Below are 14,798 nucleotides of genomic sequence, written 5' to 3'. Positions count from 1 at the left end.
TTGAAATGTTAAAAGAAGCCCCTTCAATAAAAACCACACAGGGGAAGGGCGTGAAAAACGCGTCAACTGCATCTGACACCAGCGTGTCTGATGCCGCGTCGACGAACGAGCCGACGCTTCAACGAGGGTTGCAAAACCGCCATATTCAGTTAATTGCGCTGGGCGGCGCAATTGGTACCGGCCTGTTTTTGGGCATTGGCCCGGCTATTCAGATAGCGGGACCTGCGGTGTTACTGGGTTACGGCGTTGCCGGGATCATCGCTTTTTTGATTATGCGTCAACTGGGCGAAATGGTGGTCGAAGAACCCGTTTCCGGATCGTTTGCCCATTTTGCCTATAAATACTGGGGACCGTTCGCGGGTTTTCTGTCCGGCTGGAACTACTGGGTGATGTTTGTGCTGGTCGGCATGGCAGAACTGACAGCGGCAGGGATCTACATGCAGTACTGGTTGCCCGATGTTCCAACCTGGATTTGGGCCGCGGCATTCTTCGTGATCATCAACGCCGTCAATCTGGTCAACGTACGTCTGTATGGCGAAACGGAATTCTGGTTTGCGCTGATTAAAGTACTGGCCATTATCGGCATGATTGGTTTTGGCGTGTGGATGCTGTTTTCCGGTAACGGCGGGGAACATGCAAGCATCGATAACTTGTGGCGTTACAACGGCTTTTTTGCTACCGGCTGGAACGGATTAATTCTGTCGCTGGCAGTGATTATGTTCTCCTTTGGCGGGCTGGAGCTTATCGGGATTACTGCCGCGGAAGCGCAGGATCCACAGAAAAGCATTCCAAAGGCGGTAAACCAGGTGGTGTACCGTATTCTGCTGTTTTACATCGGTTCTCTGGTGGTGCTGTTGGCGCTGTACCCGTGGGTGGAAGTGAAATCCAATAGCAGCCCGTTTGTGATGATTTTCCATAATCTCGACAGCAACGTAGTGGCTTCTGCACTGAACTTTGTCATCCTGGTGGCTTCGCTGTCGGTGTATAACAGTGGCGTCTACTCTAACAGCCGCATGCTGTTTGGTCTTTCGGTTCAGGGTAACGCGCCGAAGTTCTTAACCCGCGTCAGCCGTCGCGGCGTACCGGTGAACTCACTGATCCTTTCCGGTGCTATTACGTCGCTGGTGGTACTCATCAACTATGTGCTGCCGCAAAAGGCCTTTAGCCTGCTGATGGCGCTGGTGGTGGCGACGCTGCTGCTGAACTGGATTATGATCTGCCTGGCACATCTGCGATTCCGGGCGGCGATGCGTCGTAAGGGACGTGACACGCAGTTTAAAGCGCTGCTGTATCCGGCAGGGAACTACCTGTGTATTGCTTTCCTTGGCATGATTCTGGTGCTGATGTGTACGATGGATGAGATGCGCCTGTCAGCTATCCTGCTACCGGTGTGGATCCTGTTCCTGTTTGTTGCCTTCAAACTGCTGCGTCGTAAGTCCCGCTAAGTTTCTACCGATCTTGTTATTACCGATCCCATCGTCAGGATGGGATCGGATCCTCACTCAACGTTTATCGTGACCGTTCTCGCAATTTTGCTGCTGCTGACAGGATCTTTATTTTGTAATCGATTACTTTTCTATTGAATCTAATTTGTAATCGATTACTTTTTAAGGGTGGGGCAAAAAATGGTGTCAACAACCGAAAGTAGTGGAAAACAGAGCGTACAGTACCGGCTGCTGGTGCCCCGGCTGTCGCTAATGATGTTCTTACAGTTCTTTATCTGGGGAAGTTGGTCCGTCACGCTGGGGCTGGTGATGAGCCAGCACAACATGTCGCTGTTGATTGGCGATGCGTTTTCAGCCGGGCCCATTGCCTCTATTCTGTCGCCATTCGTCTTAGGGATGCTGGTAGACCGCTTTTTTGCCTCGCAAAAGGTGATGGCGGTGATGCACCTTGCTGGCGCGGCAATCCTGTGGTTTGTTCCGCAGGCATTGGTGGCGCAAAACGGTGCACTGTTGATTGGTCTGCTGTTTGGCTACACGCTGTGCTACATGCCAACGCTGGCGCTTACCAACAATATTGCTTTTCATAGCCTGTCGGATAAGGACAAAACCTTCCCGGTAGTGCGGGTGTTTGGCACCATTGGCTGGATTGTCGCGGGGATCTTTATCGGTGTAACCGGAATTTCGGACACCATCGGTATCTTTACGCTGGCGGCGATTATCTCTGTGATTCTGGCGCTCTACAGCCTGACGCTGCCCAACACGCCTGCACCGGCGAAAGGACTGCCGGTAAAAGTTCGCGATCTGTTTTGTGCGGATGCTTTTGCCTTACTCAAGGTCCGTCACTTTTTTGTCTTCTCGCTCTGCGCGACGCTTATCTCTGTACCGTTGGGAACCTATTACGCGTATACCGCGTCGTTTCTTGCTGATGCGGGCGTCGGCGACGTCAGTACGGCGATGTCGTTTGGTCAGATGTCTGAAATATTCTTCATGCTGGTGATCCCGTTCCTGTTCAGACGTTTGGGCGTGAAATACATGCTGTTAATCGGGATGTGCGCCTGGTTCGTGCGTTATGCCTTCTTTGCCCTCGGCATCAGCGAAGAGGGCCGATTCCTGCTGTATCTCGGCATTCTGCTGCACGGCGTGTGCTACGACTTCTTCTTCGTAGTCGGCTTTATTTACACCGATCGTATCGCCGGGGAAAAAGTAAAAGGTCAGGCGCAAAGCATGATCGTCATGTTTACCTATGGGATCGGTATGCTGCTGGGCTCGCAAATTTCAGGCGCACTTTACAACCGGCTGGTGGCGGGGCAAACCGTGCCTCAGGCGTGGACCATGTTCTGGTGGATCCCGGCAGTCGCTGCCGCAGTGATTGCCCTGATTTTCCTTTTCTCTTTCAAGTATGACGACAAAGAGCAGGCGTAATTTTCAGGAGGGGTTATGAAAACCATCAAGGGGCCTGGCATTTTTCTGGCGCAATTTATCGGGGATCGCCCGCCATTTAACACCCTGGATGGCGTGGCAAAATGGGCGGCGGAGCTGGGCTATAAGGCATTACAAATCCCGTGTAATCACAAGTCGCTGTTTGATGTCGAACAAGCTGCTGTAAGTCAGGCCTATTGTGATGATATTCGCGGGATGCTGGCCGGATATGGGGTGGTGATTAGCGAATTATCTACCCATCTTGAAGGTCAACTGGTTGCCGTCCATCCGGCTTACGATGACGCTTTTGACGGATTTGCTCCGCCGTCTGTACGCGCTAATCCGCAGGCCAGACAGGCGTGGGCCATCGAAACCTTACACCAGGCCGCTGCGGCTTCGCAAAGACTGGGGCTGACGGCACATGCCACGTTTTCAGGTTCGCTCGCCTGGCCTTTCTTTTATCCGTGGCCACCGCATAATCGTCAGCGCTTTGAAGAGGCTTTTCTGGAGCTGGCGCGCCGCTGGAGACCGATTCTCGATCGCTTTGATCATCATGGAGTGGATGTTTGCTTTGAGATCCATCCCGGCGAAGATCTGCACGATGGCGTGACGTTCGAGCGATTTCTTGCGCTGGTTGATAATCATCCTCGCTGCAACATTCTCTATGACCCGAGCCATCTGTTATTGCAGCAGATGGATTATCTTGGGTTTATCGATGTCTATCACTCGCGTATTAAAGCGTTCCACGTCAAGGACGCTGAGTACCACGCCAGTAGCCGCAGCGGTGTCTATGGCGGTTATCAGCCGTGGCTCGATCGCGCCGGGCGCTTCCGTTCTTTGGGGGACGGGCAGGTCGATTTCAAAACGATCTTCAGCAAGCTCACACAATATGATTTCCCTGGCTGGGCGGTGCTGGAATGGGAGTGTTGCCTGAAAGACGCGCAAACCGGGGCGCGTGAGGGGAGTGATTTTATACGCCGCCATATTATTCCGGTTTCTGCACGTGCATTTGATGATTTCGCCGCTGGCGATGAGGTACGCAAATGATACAGGTTGGCATTATTGGCAGCGGATTTATTGGGCCTGCACATATTGAGGCGTTGCGTCGACTCGGCGGTGTGAACGTGGTGGCGCTCTGTGATAGCTCGCTGGCGGTTGCCCTGGAACGCGCAGATGCTCTTCATATTCCTCATGCATACGGCAGCGTTGAAGCGCTGCTGGCGCATCCCGGACTACAGGTAGTGCATAACTGTACGCCGAATCATCTGCATGCCGACATCAATCGGCAGATTTTACGCGCGGGTATGCACGTGTTTTCAGAAAAGCCGCTGTGTATGACGCCGGATGAGGCTCGTGAACTGGAAACGCTGGCACAGCAGGCTGGAGTGGTGCACGGCGTGAGCTTTGTCTATCGCCAGTTTGCAATGGTGCAGCAGGCGGCCAGTATGGTCAGAAGCGGCAGCGTGGGCAGTCTGTTTGCCGTACAGGGGAGCTATCTGCAGGACTGGATGCTGTTGGAGACTGACTACAACTGGCGGGTCGATGCCGCACAAGGCGGCGATTCACGGGCGGTAGCGGATATCGGTTCGCACTGGTGTGATACGGTGCAATTCGTGACTGGAAAACGTATTGTCGAGGTGATGGCCGATTTGGCTATCGTCTGGCCGGTACGTAAAGCCAGCATTGCCAGTAACGCTACGTTTGGCCAGCAAACGGCTGATGTGCAATTTGAGGAAAAAGCGGTTACGACAGAAGATCGTGGGTCGGTGCTGGTACGTTTTGATGATGGCAGCAAAGGCTGCTTTAGCGTTTCGCAGGTGAGTGCCGGGCGCAAGAATCACCTGAGCTTTGAAATTAACGGTAGCCACTGTTCACTGCACTGGGATCAGGAAACGCCGCAACAGCTTTGGGTCGGGCACCGTCAGCAGGCGAACCAGATCCTGACGGACGACCCAGGATTGATGAATGCGGATGTTGCTGCCAGTGCGCACTTTCCGGGTGGGCATATTGAGGGCTGGCCGGATGCGTTCAAGAATATGATGCAGCAGTTTTATCAGGCGGTGTTGGCAGGCAAAATGCCCGCGACGGCGGAGCGTAGATTTGCGTCTTTTTCTGACGGTGCGGATGTGATGTATATTATTGATGCAATTATAAAAAGCCATCAGCAGCAGCGTTGGATATCAGTACAGCGCTAAACACGCATCCGGTTCGCCAGTCGGCGATTTTATGGTAGCCTCAACGCAAAGCGTAAACCGCAGGATGTGTCGTCGTTATGTCTATTCAAAAAATCGCCCAGCTTGCCGGTGTGTCGGTGGCGACGGTATCGCGTGTGCTGAATCACAGTGATACCGTCAAAGCCAAAAATCGTGAGCGCGTGCTACAGGCTATTAAAGAAAGCAATTATCAGCCCAATCTGCTGGCGCGTCAGCTGCGTACGGCACGTAGTTCGATGATTCTGGTGATGGTTTCCAACATCGCCAATCCTTTTTGTGCAGAGGTTGTTAAAGGCATTGAAGAGGAGGCGGAGAAGAATGGCTATCGCATTTTACTGTGTAATTCCGGCTCGGATACAGCCCGATCAAAATCGGCGTTGAAGCTCCTGTCGGGGAAAATAGTCGATGGCATTATCACCATGGATGCATTCTCCAAATTACCGGAACTGACTACGCTGATTGGCGATGCGCCCTGGGTTCAGTGCGCGGAATATGCTGACAAAGGCGCGGTTTCCTGCGTGGGGATTAACGATGTTGACGCCGCACAGTCGGTAATATCTCACCTGGTGGATAAGGGCTACCGACGAATTGCCTTAATCAATCATGACCTGAGTTATAAATATGCTCGTTTGCGCGAACGCGGCTATAAAGCGGCGCTGCATGCGCTGTCGCTTGAATATCAGGCTGTGGAATATGCCAGTGAATTAAGTTCCAGTGCAGGAATTGCGGCGATGAAAACACTACTTGCCGCAGAGGTGAAACCCGACGCGGTGTTTGCCGTATCGGACACGCTAGCCGCTGGTGCGATGCGCGCTATTTTCGATGCCGGATTACAGATCCCGCAGGATATCGCCGTTGTTGGTTTCGACGGTACGGAACTGGCAGAAATGGTTTCTCCACAGCTTTCGACCATTGAGCAACCCTCACGGGATATAGGCCGCAAAGCGGTAGGATTATTGCTGAATAAAATAGAAAATCCTGACGCGCAGACGGAAAGGGTGATGATGGACTGGCGCTATATTTCACGCGCCAGTACCTGAGCTTTATCGCTGAAACGCGCCAGACAGCGCACGAATATCGTTTCCGGTAGGCGACTGATGAATGCGCAAGCCAAACTCTTCGACTACGGCAAATATATGGTCGAAGATATCAGCCTGAATACTTTCATATTCCAGCCAGACCACCGTATTGGTAAAGGCATAAATTTCGATCGGTAAACCATGATCGTCCGGCGCAAGCTGGCGCACCATTAACGTCATATCTTTGCGAATACGCGGATGATGACGCAAATACTCGTTCAGATAAGCGCGGAAGGTGCCAATATTGGTCATCCGGCGGTGATTCAACACCGATTCAGGCGCATCTAACTGCTGATTCCACTCGTCAATTTCCTGGTGACGTGCGGTTAAATACGGTTTCAGCAGGTGGGCTTTATGCAGACGCTGGCGCTCATCCTCATCAAGAAAATGGATGCTGGTGGCATCGATGCTGATGCTGCGTTTTATTCTCCGCCCACCGGAAGCCGACATTCCACTCCAGTTTTTAAAAGAGTCTGAGACCAGTGACCAGGTTGGGATAGTGGTGATGGTGTTATCCCAGTTGCGCACTTTCACGGTGGTTAAGCCAATATCGATAACCGCGCCATCTGCACCATATTTCGGCATTTCCAGCCAGTCACCCAACTTCAACATATCGTTGGCTGAAAGTTGTATTCCGGCAACCAGTCCGAGGATTGGATCTTTAAACACCAGCATTAACACGGCGGCCATGGCACCCAGACCGCTTATCAGTATTGCCGGTGACTGACCAATCAGCAGGGAAATCATCAATATTCCGACGAGAATTGCGCTGATGAGTTTGATGCCCTGGAATATGCCTTTTAGCGGCAATTGCGACGCAGCAGGGAGTTTTTGCGACAGATTGAGAATAACGTCCAGCAGGGAAAACAGGGACAGCAGGGCGTACATCATGATCCACAGCTGTGCGCAGTTCACCAATATTTCTGCGGCTTCGCTGCCTTTCTGTAGCCAGAGTGCGGCCTGTATATTGACAATGATACCCTGCAGGGTGAATGCCAGCCGGTGAAATAACTTGTTCTGCGTGATGATTTGTAGCCACAGGCGGGAGCTGGCGCTGGCGCGCTTTTCAAATGCGCGTAATACCACCCAGTGCAAAATAACGTGAACAATAATGGCGGTGATAAAAATAATGCCAAAAATCATCACCAATGAGGTGGTGTGATTTATTTCAATGCCGAGTTCTTCTACCTGAGATATCAATTCCTGCATAACGTCTCCTTAATAAACAGCGGTCTATGATGACCGCTGTGCGGAGCTTATGCAAATGCGGAGGATTAGACTTCCGTCAGCGTCGTTTCCAGCGGCAGACGAGATTTCGGCAGCGCGGCGTTGAAATCTTCTACGCTGTGATGACCCACAGGAACCACCACTACGCTGGTGAAACCTTTTTCTTTCAGGCCAAATTCTGCATCCATGACAGCTGAATCAAAGCCTTCGATCGGCACAGCATCCAGGCCCATCGCCGCAACGCCCAGCAGGAAGTTACCGACGTTCAGGTACACCTGTTTTGCCATCCAGTGGTTGTCATCTTTCAGTTCTTTGCGATGCATGTCGGCAAAGAAGGTGCGGCCTTTGTGGTTTGCGGCTTTCGCTTCAGGCGTGGCGAAACGACCATCGCTTTCTTCTTGATCCACCACGCGTTCCAGCCATGCATCATCCATCGCCGTTTTGGCGCAGAACACCACAACGTGGGAAGCATCCAGCATTTTACGTTCGTTGAATACAAAGCCGCCGGCTGCGGATTTAGCCACACGCGCCTTACCTTCGTCAGTGCTGGCGACGATAAAGTGCCATGGCTGAGAGTTGGTGCTGGACGGGCTAAACTGCAGCAGCGTTTTTAATTTTTCGGCCTGCTCAGCGGTCAGTTTTTTATTCGGATCGAATGCCTTAGTGGAGTAACGTTTTAAGGCGACAGAAACAATATCCATAACTACTCCTGGTGATTTTCCATACCCTGCGGGTGCGTTTTGTTTCAGCAGGGTACAGGGTTAGCAGGAAAAAGATAAGACAGGAAAATGCAAAAACACTTATCGGGGTTAGCGATAAATCAACCTGGACGCAGGCGTTTTTGATCCCGTTTCGGCAAGCCGTCGACGACGCGGTGCCAGGAATCATTCACCAGCTCTGCCAGTAATGACTCGGTAATATCGTCACCAGGATAGACCGAGATCCAGTGCTTTTTATTCATGTGATAGCCGGGCTTAATGCTGGGGTAGATCTGCTGGTTTAACAGTGATTTTTGCGGATCGGATTTCAGGTTAATAAGTGGCCGTCCGCGAAGCTCCGTGACCAGCATAAAAATTTTACCGCCAACCTTGAAGACATCGTATTCCGGGCCGAAAGGCCAGCAGTGTTCGGTAAAAGGTAGTTCGAGCGCAAGGCGTTTCGCACAGGCAGGAAGGGTCTGGCCGTCCATTATTGTTCCTCGCGGGTCAGGGCGCGCCACATGGCTTCAAACCCCATCGAAATATATTCATTTGCGCGGGCAGCGTCGCGGGCGGCGAACTCCATGGTGGTTTCTGCCAGAGAAAGGAATAGCCCGTCGCCAAAGGCGCGATATTCGTCAGACATAAACTCGGGTCGTACGGAACGATGACAAAGATCGCGCAGTTCCGGGAACATATCGTCAGCCTGTTGTTCGGTTTCCTTGCTTATTTTCTCGCTGACGGCCAACTGACGAATCGTGCGATGCCCGCAGGTGTGGTTCAGGCCCCAGCTAATGTAGCTGTTCCAGATGTAGTGAGTCATGGTTTTGGCATCAGTCACTGAACGATCCAGGTTTGCCATCATCGACTGACAAAGGTCTTGCTTCAAAAAGAGGTAAAGCTCGTTGATCAAATCATCTTTGGTCGCGAAATAGCGAAACAACGTTCCCTCCGCAACCCCTGCATTACGGGCTATCACGGCGGTCGAAGCCGCAACACCTGATTGTGCAAATGCTGTGGTTGCAGCTTCCAGTAATGCCAGTTTTTTGTCTTCACTCTTCGGACGAGCCACTACACTTTACCCTTAAGTCTGTAAAAAACATGATTGAATCACGGCGTTTGCTGCGCCGCAACGGCGAATGTCAAAGATTGAAAATCATCTTGACGGAGAACTTTCGATTTCTATAATGAGTGCTTACTCACTCATAATCAAGAGTCAGTCGCGCAAACCAGCGGAAAGGGGGCGCGTTTAAGGTCAGGATATGAAGCGTCTCACAGTTTGTGTGGTTGTTATTATGCTTATTGCTGCAGCTGCAAGTTTACCGTTTGTACTCAATGCCGGGTTTGGTCAGGCGCCGCAAGGGGCACAACTGAGTCAGGTTGAACAGTCACCGCACTATCGTGATGGACAGTTTCATAACCAGGTGCCGACACCGGGCTATACCGGCAACAAAGGCATGCTGGCGGCCTGGTGGGAGTTTCTGGTCGCTAAGCGTGAAAATGCACGACCAGCACAACCGTTACCTATGGTCGCGACCGATCTCGCCGGGCTTTCGCCGCAGCAGGATACCCTGGTCTGGCTGGGCCATTCTTCGTGGTATTTACAGCTGGCGGGTCAACGTATCCTGATTGATCCGGTTTTCAGCAATTATGCCGCACCGTTCTCGTTCCTGAACAAGGCCTTTGCCGGTGATTATCCGTGGACCGCACAGACGATGCCGGAGATAGACCTGCTCATCATCTCGCACGATCACTATGACCATCTGGATCTCGCCACTATCAAGGCGCTAATGCCGAAAATTAAGCGGGTGATTACGCCGCTTGGCGTCGGGTCGCATCTGCGTTACTGGGGGATGCGCAGCGAGATAATCGAAGAACGGGACTGGAATCAGTCCGTCAGAGTGACGGATTCGCTGATCGTTCATGTGCTGCCCGCCCGTCATTTCTCGGGGCGCGGTATCAAACGCAACCAAACGCTATGGGCGAGCTTCATGTTCGAAACGCCGGAGCAGAACGTTTATTACAGCGGCGATTCCGGCTATGGACCGCATTTTAAAGCCATCGGCGAGCAGTTTGGCTCTGTCGATTTGGCGATTATGGAGAACGGTCAGTATGACCAGGACTGGAAGTTTATTCACATGATGCCGGAAGAGACGGCGCAGGCTGCGGCAGATCTGCATGCGAAAGCCGTGTTGCCAGGGCATGCCGGCCGTTTCGTTCTGGCGAAACATACCTGGGATGATCCTTACAAACGACTGGCGCTTGCCAGCCGTCATCAGGATTACCGACTGCTGACGCCAATGCTGGGTGAACCGGTAATACTGTCCGAACCGGACCAACCGTTTACGGCCTGGTGGCAACAGGTGACTCAATGAATACAGGGGAGAGCATGATGACGATTTCTGCTCAGGTAATTGATACGATTGTTGAATGGATTGATGATAATTTGAATCAACCATTGCGCATTGATGATATTGCACGCCATGCGGGATATTCCAAATGGCACCTGCAGCGTCTTTTTATGCAGTACAAAGGCGAAAGTCTTGGGCGTTACATCCGCGAGCGCAAGCTGCTGTTGGCGGCGCGCGATCTACGCGATACCGATCAGAAAGTGTACGACATCTGTTTGAAATACGGATTCGATTCGCAGCAGACCTTTACGCGTATTTTCACCCGTACGTTCAGCCAGCCGCCGGGAGCTTATCGCAAAGAAAATCATAGCCGAACGCATTAACAGCAGAGGGTTCTCGCGGGCCTAATCCGCCAGCGAGAACCAGCGCCGCCAGATGAAGCGCAGCACCAAATATTCAATCACGCCCAGCAGTAAAAACCACAGGCAAAACAGCAAAGTATAAAACTGATTGAGATCCATCAGATGAAAAATGGCGACGAGTTTTTGCGCCAGTACCAGGCCAAGTGAGGGGGCGGGTAGCAGCAGGCAAGACAAAAAAGCCAGTAGCAGGATCCCTGCGACAGTCATCAGTGATTCAAGCGGGTGTTTCATAACATTGTTAAACTTGAGTTAAAAAGCTATTGTCCGGGATCTCAGCGGGTAACGCAAATACCCACGCTTACAACCCCGCCCAAATCTCACAATGTTTTTTCACCAGGCCACTCAGTGACCCGCCTTCGGCGACAAAGTCACGCATGTTTTGTGCTTCATCATGACCATTTTTAACCTGCAGATGTATAGCTTCAATCGCGCTGGTTGCGCCTACTTTATCTGCAGAAGTAGCGATATTCTCCAGGAGTTGCAATGTGTCTTCTGACAGGCGGCAACCGTCGCCGGTATTGACGTCGGTGACGATTCCCGCCATACCAAAGCGACAGGCCTGAAAACGATTGAATTTATACAACAGGTAATCACGCTCCTGGTGCTTGAATGGACGTTTGGTGAGTAACCAGTGGGCGGTAGCCTGAATAAGTCCTGCCATATTGACCGCATGATCAAGGGTCAGCGGCGTATCCATGACCCGAACCTCTACCGTGCCAAAGTGCGGGCTGGGGCGGATATCCCAGTGTAAATCTTTAATGCTATCAATCATGCTGGTGTAAGCCAGTCGACGGAATAGCCCCTCGAATTCCTGCCAGTTATTCACCCATGGCATCGGGCCATTATCGGGAAATCCGGAGAAAATATTCAGGCGCGCGCAGGCAAACCGCGTGTCAGACGTCTGCATATAAGGTGAGGCGGCCGAGAGCGCAATAAAATGGGGAACAAATCGCGACAGGCCGTGTAGCAGGTAAATGGCATCATCGCCGTTTGCGCAGCCGATATGCACATGCTGGCCAAACACCGTCGCTTGCTGGATAAGATAGCCAAAATTTTCCAGGTTGCGCCGATAGCGTTCGTCATCGCAGACTTCCTGACGTTGCCATTTTTGAAATGGATGTGTGCCACCGCCACAAATGGCGAGGTGATGCTCTGCAGCAACTCGCATAATTATCTGCCGCATAGCGGACAATTCAGCATCAGCCTGGTCGATATTGCGGCAAACTCCGGTCGCCATCTCCAGCATACTTTCGGTGATATCGTGCTTCACTTCTCCGGCGGTGAGCTGCGGTTTTACGGCATCAATCAGCCGGGAAGAATCCTGACTCAGGTCGTAACCTGGCGGATTGACCACCTGCATTTCCAGTTCAATGCCTAACGTAAAAGGGTCGGAAACATGAAAATCAGGTAGTGGCATAAGGCTCTCTTCCGCGTTGATTTTTAATCAGTATAGAAGGACTGCTGATTTTCTGTTCGTCGTCAAAATCACCCTTGCGACGCTTTGAAGGTGTAATGGCCAGTGTTATAACTATTTTTTACTTCGCTACTGGGGTTGAATCGTGCCGGAAATAAATCTTTATGGGCAGACCGTCGGCGATGTCGTGCCGGACTGGAATGGCGCTGCCGTACTGCCACGGGAAACGCTGATAGGGCAATATTGTCGACTGGTTCCCCTGGATGCCGACAGCCATGCCGCCGATCTGTTTGATGCCTACGCGCAGGCACCGGACGATCGCGACTGGACCTGGCTTGCAAGCTCTCGCCCCACAAGCGTCGAGGCCGCAGTTTGCTGGGTGCAGGGGAAAGTTACTGATGCATCTCTGGTTCCCTATGCCGTCATTGAACAGCGTTCAGGACGAGCTGTCGGACTGGTGTGCTTTATGGCGATTGAACGAGAGCACGGTTCGGTCGAAATTGGTCATGTGACCTGGTCACCGCGTATGAAAAATACGGTTCTCGGCACCGAAAGCATCTGGCTGCTGTTACGCCAGGCATTTGCGTTGGGCTATCGTCGCGTGGAGTGGAAATGCGATTCTCTGAACACCGCTTCTCGACGGGCAGCGGAACGCCTTGGGTTTATCTTCGAAGGTCGCTTTCGCCAGAAGATTGTGCGCAAGGGGCGTAATCGCGACAGCGACTGGTTATCAATGATTGATAGCGAATGGCCCCAGTGTGACGCCGTGTTACAGCGCTGGTTGGCCGCAGAGAACTTTGATGAAAACGGACGGCAACGCCAGTCGATGGCAGAGTGCTTTTCCTGTGAGACAGCCAACGTTGAGACTGTGCAGACGCAACAGCAAGATTATCAACAGCGCTGGCAACAGGAACATGGCTCGCTGACGCAAACACCGCCCGCGCTTCTGGCTGATTTACTCACAGCACAACCTCGCAATCCCAACCTTTGCTACGACACGTTCAGCTCAAGAGCAGGGTTAGCAGCACTGACAAAAGCAAATGTGTCCACCTCAGAACCGATGGCGGCGATTATCAATACGGAAGTGGATACCGGAGAGCGTCGCATCCCTGTACGGATTTATCGCCCGGCACTGACCGGAGAGCCGAAGGTGGTGGTGTTTATCCATGGCGGTGGGCATCTGAGCGGTTCGGTGGACGTGTATGACCCGGTTGCCCGTCATCTGGCGATGGCGACAGGAAATATCGTTGTGTCGGTTGATTATCGACTTGCGCCAGAAAACCCGTATCCGGCTGGTCTTTCCGATGCTAAAGCCGTAATAGAAAACGTCTGGTCGCTGCTCGACAGTCAGCATATTCCTTACACTCGCCAACTCACGCTTATCGGCGACAGCGGTGGCGGCGCATTTAGTGCGACGTTGGCGGCCTACTTTTCCCGCGAGCAGCCAGGATTTATTCATCGCCTGGTGCTGATTTATCCGAGCCTGGACTACACGCTGAACTGGCCATCGGTGCAGGAGAACGGTACCGGAAAGCTACTGGATGAAAGCAAAATACGCTGGTATTTTCAGCAATATTTCCGCAATGAAGAAGATCGTAAACAGACGTCTCCGCTTTACCTGCCGTTGAGCCAGGATTTTCCACCCACTCTGGTAGTCAGTGGTGGGTTGGATCCTTTACGGGATGAGAATTTTGCTTTTGTCGCCAGACTGCAAGCTGAGGGGATACCCGTACAGCATGTTCACTTTCCTGGGATGACGCATGCTTATCTGATGCTGGAGGATAAAGTCCCGCAGGAAGCAAAAGCCACCTATCTGGCGATTGGTGACTTTGTTAAAAAGTAACGTCGCACAGAGTAATGACATGGTAATCGCGTTGAAACCAATGCACGTTAATTTCCTGATTGGCGAGGTTAGGCGAAAATGATGGCATGATTTGCAATGTTAATTGCTGATTCGTGAGTGCGGTAATTTTTGCGCTGGTGAAACCTGGTAACCCGGATGCCTGAGTGGAAAACGCCTTATACAGGCTCTCCTTGGCGCTGAATGCCAGAGTTAAGGCGAGTGGAAAGGGCAATTCAGAATGATGCAAAATCGGTCGTTCGTGGTTATCGATAATACCGTCAGCCAGCTCAACTGCGGTTTGCCGCGTAAAAATAGCTTCTATATCCAGCCCAACGGGATGCGTCGATACTACCGCCAGCGCAGTTGATGCACTGTGGCTGATGCTGCCAAACAACTTTTGTGGCCACAGCGGTTGTCGCTGCCCGCCGATGCCAGGTACAGTTTTGATACTGTATTCACGTAATGCATGTACTGCGGCAATACGCCCTGCTAAGTGCTCAGCTTTACGCTTACGTCCACAGGATTGAAGCTGAGAATGGTGGGGGAGCCAGAGCAGGTCGTGCTCATGGAAGCTGTCGGGATCGAACTCGACCATGTGCAGCGTGTGGTCTGCGAAAGTGAGCGGTGTGTGCGTGGCGTGCATCATAGTTATGATTTCCCTCTCCCCGCAGCGAGGAGAGGGAAAGC

The 14,798-nt window shown here is 52.1% G+C and carries 15 protein-coding genes and 1 pseudogene; 9 read left to right on the top strand and 7 right to left on the bottom strand.

Annotated features, from left to right (window positions below; genetic code table 11):
• The first annotated feature begins 50 nt into the window (after positions 1-50).
• The 5 genes from pheP (at position 51) to OGX83_RS11375 (ending at position 6,117) form a co-directional block, all read left to right on the top strand.
• The gene (gene pheP, locus OGX83_RS11395) at positions 51-1,445 is read left to right on the top strand and encodes a phenylalanine transporter (protein WP_286588058.1); all 1,395 of its coding nucleotides are present in this window, start codon (positions 51-53) and stop codon (positions 1,443-1,445) included.
• 180 nt (positions 1,446-1,625) lie between these two features.
• Entirely contained in the window at positions 1,626-2,867 is a 1,242-nt protein-coding gene (locus tag OGX83_RS11390; protein ID WP_286588056.1) for an MFS transporter, read from the top strand.
• Positions 2,868-2,882: 15 nt separating this feature from the next.
• The gene (locus OGX83_RS11385; protein ID WP_286588053.1) at positions 2,883-3,911 is read left to right on the top strand and encodes a sugar phosphate isomerase/epimerase family protein; all 1,029 of its coding nucleotides are present in this window, start codon (positions 2,883-2,885) and stop codon (positions 3,909-3,911) included.
• The gene (locus tag OGX83_RS11380; protein WP_286588051.1) at positions 3,908-5,059 is read left to right on the top strand and encodes a Gfo/Idh/MocA family protein; all 1,152 of its coding nucleotides are present in this window, start codon (positions 3,908-3,910) and stop codon (positions 5,057-5,059) included. Before OGX83_RS11385 ends, OGX83_RS11380 begins: the two co-directional genes overlap by 4 nt.
• Positions 5,060-5,136: 77 nt before the next feature.
• A complete protein-coding gene (locus tag OGX83_RS11375) occupies positions 5,137-6,117 on the top strand; it encodes a LacI family DNA-binding transcriptional regulator (RefSeq protein WP_003831159.1) in 981 nt (326 codons plus the stop codon).
• Between the two features lie 3 nt (positions 6,118-6,120).
• On the opposite strand, the gene OGX83_RS11370 is transcribed toward OGX83_RS11375, so the two are convergent.
• From OGX83_RS11370 to OGX83_RS11355, 4 genes are all read right to left on the bottom strand, one after another.
• Positions 6,121-7,365 (bottom strand): mechanosensitive ion channel family protein, encoded by a 1,245-nt coding sequence (locus OGX83_RS11370; protein WP_111465953.1) that lies wholly within the window; start codon positions 7,363-7,365, stop codon positions 6,121-6,123.
• A 65-nt stretch (positions 7,366-7,430) separates the two neighbouring features.
• On the bottom strand, positions 7,431-8,084 hold the full coding sequence (gene nfsB / locus OGX83_RS11365; RefSeq protein ID WP_003831162.1) for an oxygen-insensitive NAD(P)H nitroreductase: 654 nt from the start codon (positions 8,082-8,084) through the stop codon (positions 7,431-7,433).
• A gap of 119 nt (positions 8,085-8,203) precedes the next feature.
• On the bottom strand, positions 8,204-8,572 hold the full coding sequence (locus OGX83_RS11360) for an MmcQ/YjbR family DNA-binding protein (protein ID WP_008784040.1): 369 nt from the start codon (positions 8,570-8,572) through the stop codon (positions 8,204-8,206).
• Entirely contained in the window at positions 8,572-9,153 is a 582-nt protein-coding gene (locus tag OGX83_RS11355; protein WP_071445801.1) for a TetR/AcrR family transcriptional regulator, read from the bottom strand. The genes OGX83_RS11360 and OGX83_RS11355 overlap by 1 nt, the downstream gene beginning before the upstream one ends.
• Positions 9,154-9,343: 190 nt before the next feature.
• On the opposite strand from OGX83_RS11355, the gene OGX83_RS11350 reads away from it, so the two are divergent.
• Both OGX83_RS11350 and OGX83_RS11345 read left to right on the top strand, forming a co-directional pair.
• Positions 9,344-10,456 carry an MBL fold metallo-hydrolase gene (locus OGX83_RS11350; protein ID WP_008784042.1) on the top strand — a complete coding sequence of 371 codons (1,113 nt, stop codon included), beginning with the start codon at positions 9,344-9,346 and terminating at the stop codon, positions 10,454-10,456.
• 17 nt (positions 10,457-10,473) lie between these two features.
• Positions 10,474-10,815, top strand: coding sequence for a RamA family antibiotic efflux transcriptional regulator (locus OGX83_RS11345; protein ID WP_003021996.1), 342 nt, complete (start codon positions 10,474-10,476; stop codon positions 10,813-10,815).
• A gap of 21 nt (positions 10,816-10,836) precedes the next feature.
• Here the strand turns inward: OGX83_RS11345 and OGX83_RS11340 are convergent, their stop codons facing one another.
• Together OGX83_RS11340 and OGX83_RS11335 are read right to left on the bottom strand one after the other, a co-directional pair.
• A complete protein-coding gene (locus OGX83_RS11340; RefSeq protein ID WP_008784044.1) occupies positions 10,837-11,085 on the bottom strand; it encodes a DUF1158 domain-containing protein in 249 nt (82 codons plus the stop codon).
• 67 nt (positions 11,086-11,152) lie between these two features.
• Entirely contained in the window at positions 11,153-12,271 is a 1,119-nt protein-coding gene (locus OGX83_RS11335; protein ID WP_286588049.1) for a YbdK family carboxylate-amine ligase, read from the bottom strand.
• A 142-nt stretch (positions 12,272-12,413) separates the two neighbouring features.
• Between OGX83_RS11335 and OGX83_RS11330 the strand changes: the two are divergent.
• Positions 12,414-13,103 (top strand): annotated as a pseudogene (locus tag OGX83_RS11330) (GNAT family N-acetyltransferase); the annotation flags it as partial.
• Positions 13,095-14,111, top strand: coding sequence for an alpha/beta hydrolase (locus OGX83_RS11325; RefSeq protein WP_353622191.1), 1,017 nt, complete (start codon positions 13,095-13,097; stop codon positions 14,109-14,111). The pseudogene OGX83_RS11330 and the gene OGX83_RS11325, both read left to right, overlap by 9 nt.
• On the opposite strand, the gene entD is transcribed toward OGX83_RS11325, so the two are convergent.
• Positions 14,101-14,754, bottom strand: a complete 654-nt coding sequence (entD, locus tag OGX83_RS11320) for an enterobactin synthase subunit EntD (RefSeq protein ID WP_286588153.1) — start codon at positions 14,752-14,754, stop codon at positions 14,101-14,103. The two genes, OGX83_RS11325 and entD, sit on opposite strands and share 11 nt — an antisense overlap.
• Positions 14,755-14,798 lie beyond the last annotated feature (44 nt).

The organism is Citrobacter sp. Cpo074, from assembly GCF_030332745.1.
Taxonomy (GTDB): Bacteria; Pseudomonadota; Gammaproteobacteria; order Enterobacterales; family Enterobacteriaceae; genus Citrobacter; species Citrobacter portucalensis.
Note: the sequence above shows the minus strand (reverse complement) of the source record. Positions and strands in the feature narration are given on the sequence as shown.

Bases quoted from the DNA above. Each gene is read 5' to 3' on its own strand.
- OGX83_RS11325 (WP_353622191.1), top strand. From the start codon at position 13,095: ATGGCAGAGTGCTTTTCCTGTGAGACAGCCAACGTTGAGACTGTGCAG.
- OGX83_RS11345 (WP_003021996.1), top strand. From the start codon at position 10,474: ATGACGATTTCTGCTCAGGTAATTGATACGATTGTTGAATGGATTGAT.
- OGX83_RS11375 (WP_003831159.1), top strand. From the start codon at position 5,137: ATGTCTATTCAAAAAATCGCCCAGCTTGCCGGTGTGTCGGTGGCGACG.
- OGX83_RS11385 (WP_286588053.1), top strand. From the start codon at position 2,883: ATGAAAACCATCAAGGGGCCTGGCATTTTTCTGGCGCAATTTATCGGG.
- nfsB (WP_003831162.1), bottom strand. From the start codon at position 8,084: ATGGATATTGTTTCTGTCGCCTTAAAACGTTACTCCACTAAGGCATTC.
- OGX83_RS11350 (WP_008784042.1), top strand. From the start codon at position 9,344: ATGAAGCGTCTCACAGTTTGTGTGGTTGTTATTATGCTTATTGCTGCA.
- OGX83_RS11370 (WP_111465953.1), bottom strand. From the start codon at position 7,365: ATGCAGGAATTGATATCTCAGGTAGAAGAACTCGGCATTGAAATAAAT.
- OGX83_RS11335 (WP_286588049.1), bottom strand. From the start codon at position 12,271: ATGCCACTACCTGATTTTCATGTTTCCGACCCTTTTACGTTAGGCATT.
- OGX83_RS11360 (WP_008784040.1), bottom strand. From the start codon at position 8,572: ATGGACGGCCAGACCCTTCCTGCCTGTGCGAAACGCCTTGCGCTCGAA.
- OGX83_RS11380 (WP_286588051.1), top strand. From the start codon at position 3,908: ATGATACAGGTTGGCATTATTGGCAGCGGATTTATTGGGCCTGCACAT.
- OGX83_RS11390 (WP_286588056.1), top strand. From the start codon at position 1,626: ATGGTGTCAACAACCGAAAGTAGTGGAAAACAGAGCGTACAGTACCGG.
- entD (WP_286588153.1), bottom strand. From the start codon at position 14,754: ATGCACGCCACGCACACACCGCTCACTTTCGCAGACCACACGCTGCAC.
- OGX83_RS11340 (WP_008784044.1), bottom strand. From the start codon at position 11,085: ATGAAACACCCGCTTGAATCACTGATGACTGTCGCAGGGATCCTGCTA.